This is a genomic window from Streptomyces sp. NPDC051738 (assembly GCF_044453205.1).
Classification (GTDB): Bacteria; Actinomycetota; Actinomycetes; order Streptomycetales; family Streptomycetaceae; genus Streptomyces.
On the sequence record NZ_JBITCM010000006.1, the window covers coordinates 485269 to 503377 of the forward strand.

The 18109-nt window shown below is 69.6% G+C and carries 8 protein-coding genes and 1 pseudogene; 8 read left to right on the plus strand and 1 reads right to left on the minus strand.

Annotated elements, in window-relative coordinates:
* Positions 1-2 precede the first annotated feature (2 nt).
* The 5 genes and pseudogenes from ACIA8X_RS17555 to ACIA8X_RS17575 form a co-directional block, all read left to right on the plus strand.
* Positions 3-3362 carry an amino acid adenylation domain-containing protein gene (locus ACIA8X_RS17555; RefSeq protein WP_393448049.1) on the plus strand — a complete coding sequence of 1120 codons (3360 nt, stop codon included), beginning with the start codon at positions 3-5 and terminating at the stop codon, positions 3360-3362.
* Positions 3355-5913, plus strand: coding sequence for a type I polyketide synthase (locus ACIA8X_RS17560; protein WP_393448051.1), 2559 nt, complete (start codon positions 3355-3357; stop codon positions 5911-5913). Before ACIA8X_RS17555 ends, ACIA8X_RS17560 begins: the two co-directional genes overlap by 8 nt.
* A 22-nt stretch (positions 5914-5935) precedes the next feature.
* Positions 5936-9184 carry an aminotransferase class III-fold pyridoxal phosphate-dependent enzyme gene (locus ACIA8X_RS17565; protein WP_393448053.1) on the plus strand — a complete coding sequence of 1083 codons (3249 nt, stop codon included), beginning with the start codon at positions 5936-5938 and terminating at the stop codon, positions 9182-9184.
* 70 nt (positions 9185-9254) lie between these two features.
* Entirely contained in the window at positions 9255-10952 is a 1698-nt protein-coding gene (locus ACIA8X_RS17570) for a carbamoyltransferase N-terminal domain-containing protein (protein WP_393448055.1), read from the plus strand.
* A 210-nt stretch (positions 10953-11162) separates the two neighbouring features.
* A pseudogene (locus tag ACIA8X_RS17575) lies at positions 11163-11635 on the plus strand (transposase family protein); the annotation flags it as partial.
* A gap of 23 nt (positions 11636-11658) precedes the next feature.
* Here the strand turns inward: ACIA8X_RS17575 and ACIA8X_RS17580 are convergent.
* Positions 11659-14910, minus strand: coding sequence for a condensation domain-containing protein (locus ACIA8X_RS17580; protein WP_399458631.1), 3252 nt, complete (start codon positions 14908-14910; stop codon positions 11659-11661).
* A gap of 614 nt (positions 14911-15524) precedes the next feature.
* On the opposite strand from ACIA8X_RS17580, the gene ACIA8X_RS17585 reads away from it, so the two are divergent.
* From ACIA8X_RS17585 to ACIA8X_RS17595, 3 genes are all read left to right on the plus strand, one after another.
* Positions 15525-16193 carry an LmbU family transcriptional regulator gene (locus ACIA8X_RS17585; RefSeq protein ID WP_399458632.1) on the plus strand — a complete coding sequence of 223 codons (669 nt, stop codon included), beginning with the start codon at positions 15525-15527 and terminating at the stop codon, positions 16191-16193.
* 336 nt (positions 16194-16529) lie between these two features.
* Positions 16530-17237 (plus strand): thioesterase II family protein, encoded by a 708-nt coding sequence (locus tag ACIA8X_RS17590; RefSeq protein WP_393459704.1) that lies wholly within the window; start codon positions 16530-16532, stop codon positions 17235-17237.
* Entirely contained in the window at positions 17234-18082 is an 849-nt protein-coding gene (locus ACIA8X_RS17595; protein WP_393459701.1) for a mycofactocin-coupled SDR family oxidoreductase, read from the plus strand. The genes ACIA8X_RS17590 and ACIA8X_RS17595 overlap by 4 nt, the downstream gene beginning before the upstream one ends.
* The last annotated feature ends 27 nt before the right edge of the window (positions 18083-18109 follow it).

The window sequence follows — 18109 nt, forward strand, 5'->3', positions numbered from 1 at the left end:
TCATGACTGACTACGACCTCCGGAAGAAGCTGGAGGCGGCGCTTCGGGCACGGGCCGGACAGGCGCGCACCGAGCATCCGCTCTCGTACGCGCAGAGCTCGATGTTGATGCTGCATCAGATGGACCCGGACAGCGCGTCCTACAACGTCGCCCTCACCGCCCGGTTCACCGGCGGATTCGACGCCGCCGCGTTCCACGGCGCCCTGCGGTCGCTCGTCGGGCGGCACGCGGCGCTGCGCACCACCTTCAGCCGGGTGGGCACCGACGACCGGGACGGGGACGGCACCGCCGGCCGTCAGACCGTCCACGGCTGGCTCGAACCCGACTTCGCCGAACTGGATGCTCGTCAGTGGACTGAAGGAGAACTTCGCGAAGCGGTGCGAGTCGCCTACCGCGAGCCGTTCGACCTCGTGACCGGGCCTCCCCTTCGAGCGCGGGCATACCTGGTGGCGCCTGGAGAAGCGGTCGTTCTGCTGGCCGCCCACCATGTGGTGTGCGACTTCTGGTCGCTCGGCACCATGCTGGCCGAACTCGAGCAGCTGTACGTCGCCGAGACCGAACGGCGCCCGGCGCGGCTGCCTGGGCGCAACAATCCGTACAGCGACTTCGTCGCGTATCAGCGTGAGCTGATCGCCGACGAACGCGGCGGCCGGGCCCGCTCCTACTGGCACGCCCAGCTCTCCGGTGACCTGGAACCGGCCGAATGGCCCCGGTTCGATCTGGACCCGGCGGACGCCGGTGGCGGCGGTTCGCTCATGTTCCCCATCCCCGCAGAACTCGCCGCCGACGTGTTCGCGCTGGCCAAGGCGGAAGCGGTCACGCCCTACGTCGTACTTCTGACGGCCTTTCAGGTCCTCGTCGGCCGCTATACCGGCCGGCGTGACGTGCTCGTCGGGAGCCCGTTCGCCGGCCGCACCGACCCGGCGCTGGCCGAATGCGTCGGGAACTTCGTCAACTCCGTCGTGCTGCGTGCGGACCTGAGCGACGCGGTCTCGTTCCGCGAGCAGCTCGGCCGGACCCGCCGCACCGTCGCCGAGGCGTTCGAGCACCAGGACTATCCGTTCGAGCTGCTAGTCAGCGAGCTGGCGCCGCGCCGGGTGGACGGTCGCAATCCGATCTTCCAGGCGATGTTCATCTATCAGAAGTCCAGTCGGCATCCGGCGCACGCCGCCCTCCACGCGGCCGAGGAGGGCGCGGCCCCGGTCGCCTGGGCCGGACTGTCCGCGGCGCCGTTCCCGCTGGCCAAGCAGGACGACCAGCTCGAGCTCACGCTTGAGGTCGTCCACGACGGCGACCGGCTCGTCGGACTGCTCAAGTACCGCAAGTCCGTCTTCTCCGCGGCCGCGGCCGGCCGTGCCGCCGAGCACTACGCGACGCTGTTGCGGGCCGCGGTCGCCGGCCCTGACCGCAGTGTGGCGGATCTGCCGATCCTGAGCGCGGCCGGGCACGGCGTCGACCGGCACCCCGTGCCGGTGTCCGTCGCGTCGGACGACAGCTTGGCGGCCCGCTTCCGGCAGGCCGCGGAGCAGCACGCCCATCGAACGGCAGTGCGCTGCGATGGAGAGCAGCTCACGTATGCCGAGCTCGACGAGCTGGCCGGGCGCTGGACGGCCCGGCTGCGGGCCGAGGGCGTCGGGCCGGGCAGCCGGGTCGCCCTCCTGCTCGAGCCCTCCCTCGACACGGTGGCCGCGATCGTCGCGGTCCAGCGGGCCCAGGCGGCCTACGTGGTCCTGGACCCGTCCGATCCCGCGGCATGGTGCCGGACGGTGCTCGACGACAGCGGAGCGCGCGTGGTGCTCACCCAGCCGGACCTGGCCGGTCTGCTGGACGGTGCCGCGGTGCCGGTCCTGATCATGCCGGAGACCGAGCTGCCGCCGGCCGGCGAGCCCGGCGATCTGCCGCGAGCCGGCGACGTGGCCTACACCGTCTACACCTCCGGCTCGACCGGGACGCCCCAGGGGTTCGACGTCGAGCACGGCAATGTCCTGACGCTGCTGGAGTCGATGCGTGCGCACGTCGTCATCGACGAGACCGCGGTCGGGGCGTTCTTCCACCCGGCCGGTTCCGATCTGTCGCTGTGGGGCACCCTGCTGGCCGGGGCGTGCCTGGTCGTCGTGCCGTCGGGGGCGGCCCGATCGCCTGACCTCTTCCACAAGATGCTCGTCGAGGAACGGGTCACCCACATGGTCCAGACCCCCTCCGCCCTGCACGGCCTGTCCGCCGTGGTCCGGCGGACCGGGGCCCAGGGTCTGGCGCTGAGGCACGTCTTCTCGTGGGGCGAGCCTCTGCCCGCGCCGCTCGCCCGGACCGTCCGCGAGTGGTGCGGGACGCTGTGGAACATGTACGGCCCGGCCGAGACCACGGTCTGGGTCACTGCGCAGCCCGTCGGGCCCGAAGACTGCGCAGGAATCAGCGTGCCGGTCGGACTCCCGCTGGCGAACGCCCGGGTCCACGTCCTCGACGAGCACGGGCAGCCCGTGCCGCCGGAGTTCACTGGCGAACTGCACATCGGCGGACAGTGCGTCAGCCGGGGTTACGTCAACCAGTCGCAGCTGACGAAGGAACGCTTCCTCGACAGCCCGCTCGAGCCGCAGGGCCGGCTGTACCGCACCGGCGATCTGGCGCGGGTCAACACCGGGGGGCAACTGGAAACCCTGGGACGTGTCGACGACCAGGTGACGATCAGCGGGTTCCGGGTCGAGCTGGAAGGCGTGGAAGCCCAGCTGGACAAGGTGCCCGGTGTCAGAAGGTCGACGGCGTTGGTCGTCGGCGCGGGCGTCGACGACAGCCGCCTCGTCGCCTGCGTGATTCCCGAGCCGGGGTGGAACCTGACGGAAGGTGCCCTGAGAGCGGAGTTGCGTTCCACGCTGCCGCCTTACATGGTGCCCACCGCGATCGGGTTCCTCGACGCGTTCCCGCTCGACGCCGGTCAGAAGGTCGACCGCGCGCGACTGGCCGAGCAGTTCGCGAGCGTGGCCGCTCGAACCGGCGCCGCCGTGGCGCCGAGCGACCGCGAGCGCCGGGTGACGGCCGTCTGGCAGCAGGTGCTGCAGCGCCAGGACATCGGCCGCGAGGACAACTTCTTCGATCTCGGCGGCAACTCCATGATGCTGCTGCAAGTTTACGAACTGCTCGCCGGCGACGCCGCGGACCCGCCGTTGAAGGGGTCCGAGTTGTTCCGCTATCCGACCGTGGCCAGTCTGGCCGCGCGCCTCGGCCGGGCCGATGCCGCGCCCGCCGTCGTCGGCGGAGGCGGGGGCCGCGACCGGGATCGGACGTCGAGCCGACGCATCCGACTGGCGGACGACACGGTCCGCGACGCGCGCCTGCGGGCCCGGGAACGGGGCGGGAAGAATGCCTGACGCCGACGAGATCGACGTGACGATCCGGTCGAACGACGTGGCCGTGATCGGGATGTGCGGCCGGTTTCCCGGCGCCCCCGACGTGGACGCGTTCTGGAGCCGGCTGCGGGCAGGGGACGAGCTGCTGACCACCTACACCGACGACGAACTCCTCGCCGCCGGTGTGCCCGAGCGGGTACTCCGCGATCCGCGTTACGTCCGGCGAGCGGCCATCCTGCCCGACGCCTTCGACTTCGACCCCGAGTTCTTCGGCTATACCCGGCGCGAGGCGAAGCTGATCGATCCCCAGCAGCGGATCATGCTGGAGGTCGCGTGGGAACTGCTCGACACCATCGGCTACTCCGGCGGGGTCGGCGATCAGGCGGTCGGGGTGTTCGCCGGCGCGGCGATGAACACGTACCTGACGAACGTCGTTGCCCGGTCCTGCGACCTGCTGACCTACGACGGCATCGAGCTCATGGTCGCCAACGACAAGGACTATCTGACCACGCGGATCTCCTACAAGCTGGGCCTGAAGGGGCCGAGCGTCGCCGTGCAGACCGCCTGTTCGACATCGCTGGTCGCGGTGCACGTGGCCGCGCAGAGCCTGATCGCGGGGGAATGCGACATCGCGCTGGCCGGCGGCGTCTCGGTGATCGCCAACGCGTATCCGGGCTATGTGTACCGCGAGGGGATGATGTTCTCCCCGGACGGCCGGTGCCGTCCCTTCGACGCGGACGCCGACGGCACCACGTTCGGCGACGGCGTCGGCCTGGTGGCCCTGAAGCGGCTGGCCGAGGCGATCGAGGACGGCGACCGGATCCTGGCCGTGCTGAAGGGATCGGCGGTCAACAACGACGGTTCCGACAAGATCGGCTACACCGCCCCGAGCGTCGAAGGGCAGCGGGCGGTGATCAGCGAGGCGCACGCGGTCGCCGGGGTGGACAGCGACACCATCACGTACGTCGAGGCGCACGGGACCGCGACCGCCCTGGGCGACCCCATCGAGTTCACCGCTCTCAGCGAAGCCTTCGCCGGCGGCGGCGCCCAGCCCGGACAGTGCGCGCTGGGCTCGGCCAAGGCGAATGTCGGGCACCTGGCCGCCGCCGCCGGGATCACCGGGTTCATCAAGACGGTGCTGGCCCTGCGGCACCGGGAGATCCCCGGCCACCCGACCTTCACCCGGCCCAACCCGGAGATCGAGCTGGGCGGCAGCCCGTTCCACATCAATACTCTGCCGATGGCATGGCAGCCGGGCCCGACCCCGCGGCGGGCCGCGGTCAGCTCGTTCGCCATCGGCGGCACCAACGCGCACGTCGTGCTGGAGGAGGCGCCACCGCTGCCCGCGCGGCCGACGCCGGACGCCGGTCCCCGGCTGCTCGCGGTGAGTGCCAAGAGCGACCGGGCGCTGCGCGAGCTGGCAGGCCGGCTGGCCGACGTGCTGGCGCGGCCGGACGCCCCCGACCTCGCCGACGCCGACTACACGCTGCGGGCCGGCCGGCGCGGGTTCGCGCATCGCCGCGCGGTCGTCGCGGACGACCACGCCACCGCCGTGGCCGGACTGCGGGCGATCGCCGCGGGGGCCGCGGCGGCGCCGACGGCGGAGGCCGCCCCGGCCGTGTCGTTCCTGTTCGGCGAGGTCCCGGTCGAGGATTTCCGGGTGCTGGCCGAGCGAGTGCCTGCCGTGGCCGACATCGCGCAGCGGTCCATCGACAGCGCCCTGATCAGCGCGCAGAGTCCGCCGGCCGCGCGGGTGACCGCCGGACTGGTGCTCGCGACGCTGTGGGCCGAATCCGGCGCACGGCCCGACGCGGTCGGCGGTGCCGGAGCCGGTGAAGTCCTCGCGGCCTGCTTCAGCGGGGTCCTCGACGAGACCGAGGCGCTGGCCCTGCTGTCCTGGCGGGCCGGGCTGCTCGACGGCCCGCCGGAGGTGCGGCCGCGGGTCCCGCGCGTCCCGATCCTGTCGGCCGTCGTGGGCGGCGAGCTGCCCGAGTCGCGAGCCCTCGACCCGCTGCACTGGACTCGGGACGTGTGGGAGGGCGGCCGGTTGGCCGAGGCTTTCGGGGGCCGGACCGCGGACGGGGCGACGGTGGTCGTCATCGGAACCCCGGCTGAACCGCCGCCGGGGGACTTCGGCCCGGACGGCGGCTCCGAGTCGTCGCCGGTGGCGCGGCTGCTCCACGACGCGGCCCGACTGTGGACCGCGGGTGTGCCGGTGGACTGGTCGTACTGGTCCGGCCAGGAGCCCCACCGGGTCCCGCTGCCGGCACATCCGATGTATCGCAGCAGGCTGCGGCTGGACGAACCGGACCAGGCGCCGCCGGCGGCCCCCGTCGGCCCGCCGCGCGGCGAGGAGCTGAAGCGGCTGCTGGCGAAGCTGTGGACCGAGGTGCTGCGCACCGAGGTCGACCGCTACGACCAGAGCATCTTCGACATCAACGACGACTCGGTGCTCGCCGTGCGGCTCGCCCGTCGGATCGGGACGGAGCTCGGCGTCCCCCTGCCGACGATCGATCTGCTGAAGAACCCGACGATCGACCGCCTGGCGGCGCACCTGGCCCGGGTCGGCTGACGTGAACCACGAGGAGAACACCGTGGAGCCACTGCTCCCAGAGGTCGTCGCGATGGTCGGCGGCTATTTCGACATCCGGCCGGACGCGCTGGATCCGGACGTCTCGTTCGCCGACCTCGGTGCGGACTCGATGGTGCTGCTCGGCATGCTGCGGCTGGTCGAGGAACGCTTCGGCTGCAAGGTCTCGCTCCGGCAGCTGTTCGGCGACATCCAGACGCCTGCCGCGCTGGCGGCGCACCTGGCGGCGAACGCGTCGGCCAGGACGCCGCCGGAGGCTGCGGCGACCCCGGCCACCGGTGCTGTGATCGCCGCGGCCGTCGACGTGCCGCAGACCCTCGCACCCGCGCCGGTGGCGCCGGTTTCGGCTGACACCGTGTCGGCGCCCGGAGCCACGACGGCAGTCGAGCGGCTGATCACCGAACAGCTCGCCGTCATGCGAAGCCAGCTCGAACTCCTGGCGGGCGGTGCCGCCTCGGGCGCCGGACCGGTCGTCGTCGAACCGGCGCCCGCAGCCCGTCCGGCGGGGCGACCGGCCTCATCCCGGCCGGCCGCCCCGCTCGCACCCGGTGCGCGCGGCGGAGCCGGCCTCGTGGAGTCGGAAGAGCGTGTCCGGTATCTCAAGGTCCTGGCCGAGCGGTTCGGCAGCAGGACGAAGGGCTCGAAGGAGTTCGCCCAGCGGTTCCGCCCGCTGATCGCCGACAGCCGCTCGTCCATCGGCTTCCGGCCGACGACCAAGGAGATGCTGTACCCGATCGTCGCCGAACGCGGGCAAGGCGCGCGGCTGTGGGACATCGACGGCAACGAGTACGTCGACCTCACCCTGGGTTGGGGCGTCCACCTCCTCGGGCACAACCCGCCCGCCGTCATGGCGGCCATGCGCGAGCGCCTGGACCTCGGCTTCGTCATCGCCTCGCGCACCGAGGTGGTCGAGGAGGTCGCCGCCGGCCTGATCGAACTCACCGGCATGGAGCGGGTCGCCTTCCTGAACACCGGCACCGAAGCGGTCATGACCGCCCTGCGCATCGCCCGGACCGCGACCGGCCGCGACGACGTCGTGGTCTTCTCCACCGCCTACCACGGTCACGCGGACAGCGTGCTCGCCGCGGCCTCCTCCGAGAACGGCGTGCGGACCACCCGGCCGATCACCTCGGGCATCCCGGCGCGCGCGGTGGAGAACGTGCACGTGCTCGAATTCGGCACCGACGAGGCCCTGGAGTTCATCGACAGGCACGGTCCGCGGCTCGCAGCGGTGATGACCGAGCCGGTGACCCTCCGCACCCCCGGAGTGCAGAACCCTGAGTTCCTGCGCCGGGTTCGGGAGATCACCCGGCGGCACGGCACGAAGCTGATCTTCGACGAGATGGTGACCGGTTTCCGCTGCCACCCGGCCGGTGTCCAGGGGCTCTACGGCATCGAGGCCGACCTGGCCACGTACGGCAAGATCATCGGCGGCGGCATGCCGATCGGCGTGATCGCCGGCCGGGGCGGGATCATGGACACGATCGACGGCGGCGTGTGGGACTTCGGCGACGACTCCCGCCCGACCGCGGCGTCCACCTTCTTCGCCGGCACGTTCAGTCAGCATCCGATGACCATGGTGGCGGCCCGGGCGGTTCTGGACCACCTTCGCGGCGAGGGCCCGGCCCTGCAGCGGGACCTCGATCGCAAGACCGAGGTGTTCGTCGACCGGCTGAACGCCGACTTCCGCGAGCTCGACGTGCCGATCGAGGTCCGCCGGTTCTCCTCGTTCTTCCGGTTCGAGCACGAACAGAACATGGACCCCCTGTACTTCAACCTGCTCGAGCGCGGCGTGTTCGTCTGGGAGCTGCGCAACTTCTTCCTGTCCACGGCGCACGAGCAGGCCGACCTCGACCACATCCGGGCAGCGGTCCGCGACTCGATCACCGAGCTGCGGGAGCACGGTGTGCTCGGCCCCGACCGGGCGGCCCCGGCCGGGGCCGTGGTGTCGCCGCCCGCGCCGCGCAGCACCCTCGCGCAGCGGCAGCAGGCGGCACTGGACGAGGGCGGCGTGCCGGCGTATCAGATGTCCGTCGGCTTCTGGCTGGACGGTCGGCTGGACCGGGACGCGCTGCGCGGCGCCGTGCAGGGCCTGGTCGAGCGGCACGAGACCCTGCGGACCACGCTCGCTGCCGACGGCGTGACGCTCGTCGTGCATCCTGCTGCGGAGACGGTGCTGGACGAGGTTCTGACCGAACACGTCTGCCCGGATGACGACGACCTCGACCGCTTCCGGCAGTCCTGGGCCGAGCAGCGGCTCGACCTCGCGGCCGGGCCGGTGTTCCGCGCCGCGATCGTGCAGACCGCTCCGGAGCGGCATCTGCTGCTGATCTCCGGGGCGCACGCCGCGGTGGACGGCTGGTCGTTCAGCGTCCTGGTCGACGACCTCGTCGCGCTGTACAACGCCGGCTGTCAGGATGTCAGGCCCCTGCTGCCGCCCGCGGCGCAGTTCCGGGACTACGCCGCGTGGCACGAGCGGGTCGTCGGCGGCCCCGACGCCGCCGAGCACCGGGACTACTGGCGCACTCTGCTCCAGGGCGCGGCGGCTCCAAAGCTGCCCGAGTCCGGAACGTCCGGGCCCTTCCCCTACAGGGCGGTGCGGCACAGCGTCCGGCTCGACTCCGAGTTCTGCGACCTGATGCGAGACACCGGCCGAGAGCAGGGCGCGACGGTGTTCGCCTACCTGGTCGCGGCCTGGGGCGCCGTGCTGCACCAGGTGACGGGGCAGGACGACATCGTCGTCCCGGTCCTGGCCGCCCGCCGCCCGCCGGAGCTGGACCAGGTGGTCGGGTACTGCTCGAATCTGCTGCCGCTGCGTCTGCGACGGACGGCGGACGTCCTGGCCGCGGACTACGTGGCCGACGTCATGGAACACCTCGTGACCGGGCTCGAGACCCAGGACCACCCGTTCGCCGACCTGATCATGGAGCTCACGCCCGGAAGCGGCTTGCGCGCCGACCTGCTCGCGACGTCCATCTCGTTCTACCGCCGCGTGTCGGCGCCCCCGATGGACGGGCTCACGGTGTCGGAGGCCGACCCGCTGCCGATCATTCACACCGGCCACCCCCTGGCGCTGAACATCATCGAGGGCGCGGACGGCTTCCGGTGCGACTTCGAGATCGCGACGGACGTCGTCGCCCCCGACCTCGCCGCCGACGTCGCGCGCCGCTACCAGAACCTGCTCGCCGGCCTGGTCGCGCACGGCGAGCGCCCACTGGCCCAGCTGGACCGGCCCGACCATGACGACCTCTGAGCACCACCCAGGACACGACCACGACAGCCCTCGGACAAACGGGAGCCGCAAGACCATGATCACGGCAGGCTTGAAACTCACGCAAAGCGGCGGCATAGCGATCCTCGACGAGGACCGTCTGGTGTTCAACGTCGAGATGCAGAAGATCGGCAACGGCGCCCGATACAGCAACGTCGACGAACTCGACGACCTGGTCGGCGTCATGGACAAGTTCGACCTCAAGGTCGGCGACGTCGGCACGTGGGCGTTGGACGGCTGGGACGGCGCCGCCGCCGGCCGCGTCAAGGTGCTCGCCGGCGGGATCCAGACCGAGGTCCTGGTCGCCCCCTACCGGGAGACCGACCTGGTGCCCGACCCGGCGCTGCCGGGCCACCGCGGCCGGATCGTGATCGGCGGCCAGGCGCTGGACTACGACAGCTACGTCCACGTCGCCGGCCACCTGGCCTCGGCCTACTGCACCAGCCCGTTCGCGCGCCGCGGCGAGCCGTCGATGGTGCTGGTCTGGGACGGCGGCTGCTTCCCGCGGCTGTACTGCGTGGACGCCGACGGCCGGATCGAGGCCGGCGGTGAGGCGTTCCCGCTCATCGGCCACACCTACTCGATGACCTCGCAGTACTGGGGCCCGTTCAAGCGGCAGAACAAGTCGAAGAACGTCGACGACCTCTCCGTGGCCGGGAAGATGATGGCGTACATCGCCCTGGGCACCTCGCGGGAGCAGATCAAGCAGATCTTCCGCGAGGAGTTCTTCGAGTTCTTCGACGCCGACTCGCCGCGGGTGCGGGAGTACCGGCGGGCCATCATCGGGTGCGGCAGCACCGGTGAGCCGTCGCACGCCTACGTGCATCAGTTCCTCTCCGCCGTGCAGGCCCGCACCGCCGCGCTCGGGATCTCCGACGAGGACGTGCTGGCCAGCGTCCACACGTTCATCGAAGAACTGCTGATCGACCGGGTGACCAAGAAGATCCAGGCGTGGAAGGGCGGCGGCGCCTGGAACCTGTGCTTCGCCGGCGGCTGCGCGCTGAACATCAAGTGGAACAGCGCCCTGCGCTCTCACCCGACGATCAAGGCCATGTGGGTGCCGCCGTTCCCGGACGACTCCGGCGTCGCCATCGGCACGGCCTGCCTGGCCGCGGCCGGCGGCTCCGGGCTCCGGCCGATCCAGTGGGGACCCCGGCTGGGCCCGGATCTCGAACCGACGCCGGACGTGCCGCGCGGCTGGAGCACGTCGCCCTGCACGCCGGAGGAACTGGCCCAGATCCTGCACACCACGGGCCAGCCCGCGGTCGTGCTCGACGGCCGTGCTGAACTCGGACCCCGCGCGCTCGGCGGACGCAGCATCATCGCATCGGCGGTCGAGGCGTCGATGAAGAGGCTCCTGAACGACGTGAAGAGCCGGGAGCATTACCGGCCGGTCGCGCCCATCTGCCTGGAAGAGCATGCCCCGACCGTCTTCGACCCGGGCACGCCGGACCCGTACATGCTGTTCGAACACTGGGTCCGTCCCGAGTGGATCGACCGCGTCCCCGCCGTCATGCACCTGGACGGCACCGCACGGCTGCAGACCGTCAACGCGTCCGACGACCCGAACCTGCACGCCATCCTGCGCGAGTACTACAAGTGCAGCGGCATCCCGGTCCTGTGCAACACGAGCGCGAACTACAACGGCCGCAGCTTCTTCCCCGACGTCGCGTCGGCGATCGAGTGGGGCCAGCTCGACCTGGTGTGGAGCGAGGGCGTCCTGTACCGGCGGGAAGACTCGGCGTTCTGAGAGGGCGTTTGATCTGGGCAGTTTGTCGTTTGTGCCTTAGTGGGTTCCTCACCAGGCGGGTGGCATTTCGTCCGTTATGCGGAGGAAGTGGGGGGCGGGGAGTGTTGTGCGAGGGCCCGGCGGCCGCAGGCCGCCGGGCCCTGATGATCGGTAACGGTGCGACGGGATCGGAGGTGTTCGACGTCTCAACTCACCGGCACAGGAGCCCTGTTGGTTTCCTGTCCTGCCGCACTCGACCTGCCCCATGCCCTGGTCGAGTGGGTCACCTTGCTCATCGTCACCCGCGAGGGTGCCGCCGCTGCAAGCTCCCGCCGCACCAGCGTGCCCTGGTCGGTCTGGTGTACCTGCGCCGACACGACACTCTCGCCCAGCTCGCCGCCGGCTTCGGCATCTCTGCCGACACCGCCCACGCCTACACCGCTGCGGTGATCGGCCTGCTCACCGACCGCGCGCCCGGCCTACTGCGCGTGCTCCGTGAAGCCGACCCCGACTACGTCCTGCTCGACGGCACGCTCGCAGAGTGCGACCGGGTCGGCGACAGCCGGGCCGACTACTCCCACAAGCACCGCCGGCACGGAGTGAATGTGCAGGTGGTGACCGATCCGGCCGAGCAGCTGCTGTGGATCTCGCCTGCCCGTCCAGGCCGTTCACACAACGACAAACTGCCCAGATCAAACGCCCTCTGAGTACGAACGCGTCGCCACCGTCATGAGCCCGCTCTCCTGCCCAGCACGGGCCGGGGCGCGCTGACCTCGGCACTGAGCTGAGCGGCGAGCTCCCCGAGCGACCGCATTTCGAAGAACGCCCGCAGCCGCAGCTCACAGCCCATGACGGCGCGCACCCGACCGATGACGATCATGGCGAGCAGCGAATCTCCGCCGAGATCGAAGAAGTTGTCGTCAACGCCCGTCTGCGGAACGCCGATCACCTCGGCCACGATCTGGCACAGCTGCCGTTCACGGGGGTCGGCGGACGCCGAGACGCTTCGGACGGTGTCCGACACGGTGCTCGACGGCGCGCTGCCCGACAGTGTCTTGCGGTCCAACTTCCCGTCGGGCGTGGTCGGAAGAGCGGCGAGAACCTGCACCCGGTCGGGCAACAGTGCGGAGGGGAGCCTGCCGCGCAGGAACTCCCGGACGGTGGCGGGCGTCAGCGCGTCCTGGCCTTCGTCGCCGGGCACGACGTACGCGACCAGTTCGGCCATGCGGGTGCCGGCCTGGGTCGCCACGACGGCGGCGTGGGCGATGGCGGGATGCCCGAGCAGCACGCCCTCCACTTCAGCCGGCTCCATGCGCAGGCCGCGGATCTTGACCTGGTCATCGAGGCGCCCCCACAGTTCCAACTGCCCGTCGGGACGCAGCCGGCCCTTGTCGCCGGTGCGGTACATGCGCCGTCCGGGGACATGACTGAAGGGGTCGGCCACGAATCGCTCGCTGGTGTGCGCCGGCTGTCCCGCATACCCCTGGGCCACGCCGAGTCCACCGATGCAGATCTCACCGACGAACATGGGCGGCAGCAACTGCAACTGGTCGTCGACGACGTAGATCCGTGACGTGCCGGCCGCGCGCCCGGCCACCGGCTTCGGGTGTTCGCGAATCTCCGCCCTGGCCGACTCGACGGTGCACTCGTTGAGGCCGTAAGCGTGGAACGCGAGCAGCCCGGGTTGGTCGTGCAGGCGCTGCCACAGCCGGTCGGACGGTCTCTCGCCACCGGTCACCACGATCTTCGGCGGGTGCGGGAGCGTCAGGAGGCCGTCGTCGACCAGCATTTCCAGCCGGCCGCTTGCACAGTCGAGTACATCGATCGCCGTTTCGGGATCCGATCCACGGGCGAGGAGCCGATACGGGTCCGTTCGCTCCTCTTCGTCGATCAGCAGCAGCCGGTGCCCGAAGGCGATCATGCCGAGACAGTGGTTGACGAACACGCCGGAGGTCAGGGAACTCAGCGCACCGACATTCACCTGACGGCCTTCGGGCAACCGCGCGTACACCGGAGCCAGTTGGGTGGTGGCGAGCGCGAGAAGGCTCGCCTGATCGATGACCACACCCCTCGGCTGTCCTGTGGAACCCGGTGTGAAGACCACGTAGGCCGGAGCGGCGGCCGGGCGACGCGCGAAGCCGCCGTCGGCCGGATCATCTCCGGAGGTCTTCTCCGCGTCCGCCAGGAGGGCGGCCGCCGAGACGGCCTCCACCTCGGCGAACACCTCGTCCGCGATGACGAGAGCGACGCCCGCCTCCTTGAGGAGCAGGCGGCGGCGGAACTCGGGCTGTTGCGGATCCAGCAGCAGGAAGGCGCCGCCCGCGCACCAGGTGGCGAGCATCGCGACGAACAGATCGCTGCGCCTGTCCAGGCAGATCCCCACCACGGTGCCGGTCCGCACGCCGCGCGCATCGAGGCCCGCGGCCATCGTCCGCGCCCGGCCGGCCAGTTCGGCGAAGGTGAGCCGCGCACCGTCCGCGACGACTGCCTCCCGTTCGGGCACGGTGGCCGCGGTCAGTTCGAAAAGGTCCCACGCGGACGTGGGTTCCGAGGGAGTACGGCCGCCCTCCGGTCCACCGCTCGCGCCGAGCGCCAGCGTTTCCGTCAGTGCGGCCTGGTCGAGCAGCGGGATGCTGCCGAGCGCGACATCGGGTTGCCGGCTGAGTGAGCTCAGCAGGTCGCCGTAGGCCTTGGCGAACCGCTGCATGGCCGCCTCGGAGAACCGCTGGCGGTTGAATTCGACGTTGAGTGAGACTTCGCCTGCCAGCCGCTGTATGTCCAGCGACAGGTCGAACTGAAGCCCCGACAATTCCGCAGGCTCCGGCAGGAGCGTCACCTGGAGACCTTCGAGTGCCCATACGTCGCTCAGGTCGAGCATGCCATAGGTGATGGCAGCCTGGAACAGGGGGTTGCGGTCGGCGTCACGCTCGGGAGCCAGTGCGCCCACCACCACCTCGAACGGAACGTCCTGGTAGTCCAGTGCGTCGTGAACCGTTTCGGTCACGAGACCGAGAAGCTGATCGAAGGTCAGTGCCGAATCCACCTGGCAGCGCAGTGCCACCGTATTGGAGAAGAATCCGATCGTTCCGAAAAGTTCTGGGCTCGGTCGGCCGTGCGTCTGCGTTCCGACCGATATGTCGCTCGTTCCCGCCCAACGCTGCAGCAGAACGAAGTATACGGACAGCAGGCCGGCGAACGGGGTCACCGAGCGAGCCCGGCAGAACTCTTCGAATTCTGCCACCACATTCTGCGGGACGGCGATCGGCAACCTCGATCCGATCATTCTGCCCGGGATATCCTCTCCGTCCTCGGGCATCGACGCCGGCTGAATACCTGCCAGCTGGCCACGCCAGTAATCCAGAGCGGCCTCATCCACCTTGGAGGCGTTCTCCGTCAGGCAGAAGTCGGCGTACTGTGCGGCCGGTACCGCGAGGGCGGGCGCGTGCGGGTCTGCGTAGGCGAGACCGAGTTCTTCGGCGAACACCTTCCCGGAAATTTCGTCCGTGATGATGTGGTGGAACGCGAAGACCACCAGGTGGAGGCTCGGCGATATCCGTATCACCGACGTTCGCCAGAGCGGGCCCGACGAAATGTCGAACGGGAGGTCGACGAACCTCCTGGCCTCGGCGTCTGCCCACGCTCGGCGCTCGTCCTGCGAGTCGCCCTTGGCCTCCACGAGGTCGATCAGGACCTGCTGTGTGGCGTCGCCGTCCTCGTCGTGCACCAATTGGAAGACTTCGCCGCCGCGCTCCAGGAATGTGGTTCGAAATGCCTCGTGCCTGCTGCGCAGCACCTGAAGCGCGCGCTCCAGCCTGTCTATCGAGAGATCTCCGTCGACGGTAAGAACCGGCCTCCAGACGTCAGACGAGTTGTTCGGTCGCATCACCGAGGAGAAGTACATCCTGCGCTGCGATGATGAGGCGGGAACCATACGCGAATGACGCTTGCCCGCGAGACTGTCACCCTCAAGATCCGGCATATCCAGCCCATGTGTGTGACGTATTCGGGGCACGGAAGCCCTCCCCTGTCGATCGGCCGTTCCTTCGGTAACACCTTATTTTCAGGCTCGATCAACGCAATCGTTCGAGCGTGTGTCAGACGGCCTCACTCGCTCCGCATCAAAAGCCCGTCGCCGCGAGAAGAACGTGGACCCAAACATGACGCCTATCCTGGGTCATATCCAGCCCTGGCGCGGGTAGTTCGCTCCGCTCACGTGTCTCGCCGGCGAGACACCGCCAGGACGCAGACGCACTCTCGCACCGATCTGTCGGGAATGTGACGAATTGTCCGATAGGGGGCACGGGGGGCGCTGAAATGGGTGATGCAAATGAGGAAGCCGGTGCCAGGGAGATTTTGCTTAAAGAAAACCTCTTATCGATGAACGACTCCTCGGCCCGCGTGAACTCTCGCGCTCGCGTCGATCCTGAGCGCACAATTACGCCCCGGATGACGTCCAACTGTTACGGTTGGCCAATATATGCGAAAGCATCAACCAACGGGGGATCGTTGCGCACTGCTATCCTAACAAAGAGGACAAACGAGACAACGGCGCGGAACGTTGCAACGGCAGGCACTGCGGGACAGCTGCTGGGTATGGGCGTGCAGTTCCACAAGTCCGGCCTGTCGTTCACATCCAGGCAGAGCCTCAATACGTGGGAGCAAGTCGGGACCGGACTGCTCTCCTTCGCGGACTCTTCTACCTGGTGGGTCGCCGACTGGCTGGTTTATGGCGAATCCGAGTTCCAGGACCGTTACCACGAAGCCGTCAAGCGGACGTCGCTCAGCTACCAGACGCTTCGTAACTACACGTGGGTCGCGCGCAAGTTCCCGCTGACCCGCAGGCGGCAGAATCTGAGCTTCAGTCATCACCTTGAAGTGGTGGCGCTCGATCAGCCGGAACAGGACTACTGGCTGAAGAAAGCGGAAGCGATGGGCTGGAGCAGGAACAAGCTTCGCGGGGAGGTTCGTAGCAGCCTCCGCGCGCGGCGGGGCGAGGTGACCGAGTCCGAGAGCCGCGCTGAGCTGGACAAGGTCGGTCCCGCCGGGGCCAGTTCGGCTTCGGAGCGGGTCGAACCCGCCGCGACCGGATCCGGCTCGGGTCCGGACCGGCGCGATGCCGATCCCTCGCCCGAAGCGGGCCTGCTGCACATTGAACTCCCGGCCGAAATCCTGGCACAGATCCGGACCGCTGCCAGGAAGGAAGGCGCGCCGGTCGAGACCTGGGCGATGGAGATACTGCGGCGTGCTGCCGGCGGGTCCTGAGGCGAGGGTGCCGTCGCACGTCGGGAGACCCCCTGGGTGCCTTCCCGACGTGCGGTGGCCGCCGGTACCGTCCTGAAGGCGAGCCACGGCGAATGTTGTCACTCGCCGTTGGTCAGGCCCAGGTAAATGCCTTCGGCGTCCTCGAATGGATTCGCCGCAAAATATCCTGAAGAACGAACCTGGCACCCGGTGCAGGTGCGCTTGTCCCGCCGGCGGGACAAGGTTTTCACCGGCAACACAAACCAGGATTCCTCATTTGTCTGGACGTGTTCAACCGGTGTCCATGATGATGAAGGCGCTGTTGGGCGAATGGCATTCCAAGTATGAGGATGATAAATGACCCTGTCATTGTTGTGCGTACCCTTCGCCGGGAGCGGCGCCGGCTTCTACAGGGCCTGGCCGAACGGCGGTGAGCAGGGTCTTCGGATCGTCCCTTTGCAGATGCCGGGCCGGGAGGAGCGTTTTCTGGAGGACCCGTACAAGGACGCCGCGGAGGCAGCCAAGGACCTCGCCGGCACCGCGCTCCGCCTGGTCGGCGGGGCGGAACGAGTGGTGCTCTTCGGGCACAGTCTCGGCGCCGTTCTCGCCTACGAGACGGCTCGTGAACTCCAGGCGCAGGGTTTCACCGGGCTGGAGCATCTCTTCGTGAGCGGGTCCCCCGGTCCCCGGAGCGGTCGCACCGGGCGGACCGCGGAACTCGACGACGACACCTTCGTGGAGCGGGTCGCGGAGCTCGCCGGGTACCGGCATGCGGCACTCGACGACCCCGAGCTGCGGGAGCTGCTGCTTCCGTTGCTACGGGCGGACGTGGCCCTGCACGAGGACTACCGACCCGTTTCGGACGAGCCGTTGACGCTGCCTGTCACCGCCCTGCGGGGGACGGACGACGCCCTTGTGAGCCGGGCGCAGTGCGCGACCTGGGAGATGGCGACGACCGGGCCGTTCGAGCTGAAGGAACTCGCGGGCGGACACATGTATCTGACCGACAGGGAACAGGAATTGCTCGCTGTCATCGACGGCGCGGCGCGAGGCGCCCGCACATGACGCGCGACAGGAGAAGTGCCGCAGGCGCGGCCCTGGAGGGCCGGACCGTGGTGATCACCGGCGCGGGCCGTGGCCTGGGACGTGCCTGTGCGCTGCGGTTCGCGGAAGAGGGAGCCGACCTCGTTCTGCTCGACGTGGGCGAGGACATCGGTGGCGTCCCCTACCCCCTGTCGACGAGCGGTCAGCTCACGCACACCGCCAAGCTCTGCGAGGAGCGCGGCGCGGCGGTGCTGGCGGAGTCCGTCGACGTACGCGGCAGTGTCATGTCGGCTGTCGAAAAGGCGCTCGACCGCTTCGGCCGTATCGATGTCCTCGTCAACAACGCGGGTATCGCCGCCCCTTCGGGAAAGGCTGTCCACGAGATCACCGAGGACGAGTGGCGTCTGATGATCGACGTCGACCTCTCCGGCGCGTGGCGCATGATCAAAGCCGTGGCGCCGACGATGATCGCTCAGCGGCGAGGCAGCGTCATCAACGTCTCATCCACCGCCGGTCTGGTCGGCTACCGGCACTTCGCGGGGTATGTCGCCGCCAAGCACGGGCTGATAGGGCTGACCAAGGCCGCGGCTCTCGACTACGGGCCGTACCAGGTCCGGGTCAACGCCCTCTGCCCGGGCTCCGTCGCGGACGACCCGGTGGTCGACGGCCGGATGCTGTCCGAGATCGCTCGCTCCCTGGACGTGGCCGTGGAAGACCACGAGAGGGTTTTCGTCCAGGCGCAGCCGATGAACTCGCTCATCGCTCCCTCCGACATCGCCGGCGCCGCCCTCTGGCTCGCCGGTGACGATTCCCCTCAAGTGACCGGCAGCGTACTGACGGTCGACGGGGGCTTCACCGCGCGCTGACCCGCGTCGGCCGCCGTGTTCCCCGCA

Excerpts from the sequence above, each read along its gene's own strand:
- ACIA8X_RS17555 (WP_393448049.1), top strand. The coding sequence starts at position 3 with ATGACTGACTACGACCTCCGGAAGAAGCTGGAGGCGGCGCTTCGGGCA.
- ACIA8X_RS17560 (WP_393448051.1), top strand. The coding sequence starts at position 3,355 with ATGCCTGACGCCGACGAGATCGACGTGACGATCCGGTCGAACGACGTG.
- ACIA8X_RS17580 (WP_399458631.1), bottom strand. The coding sequence starts at position 14,910 with ATGCCGGATCTTGAGGGTGACAGTCTCGCGGGCAAGCGTCATTCGCGT.
- ACIA8X_RS17585 (WP_399458632.1), top strand. The coding sequence starts at position 15,525 with ATGGGCGTGCAGTTCCACAAGTCCGGCCTGTCGTTCACATCCAGGCAG.
- ACIA8X_RS17590 (WP_393459704.1), top strand. The coding sequence starts at position 16,530 with ATGACCCTGTCATTGTTGTGCGTACCCTTCGCCGGGAGCGGCGCCGGC.
- ACIA8X_RS17595 (WP_393459701.1), top strand. The coding sequence starts at position 17,234 with ATGACGCGCGACAGGAGAAGTGCCGCAGGCGCGGCCCTGGAGGGCCGG.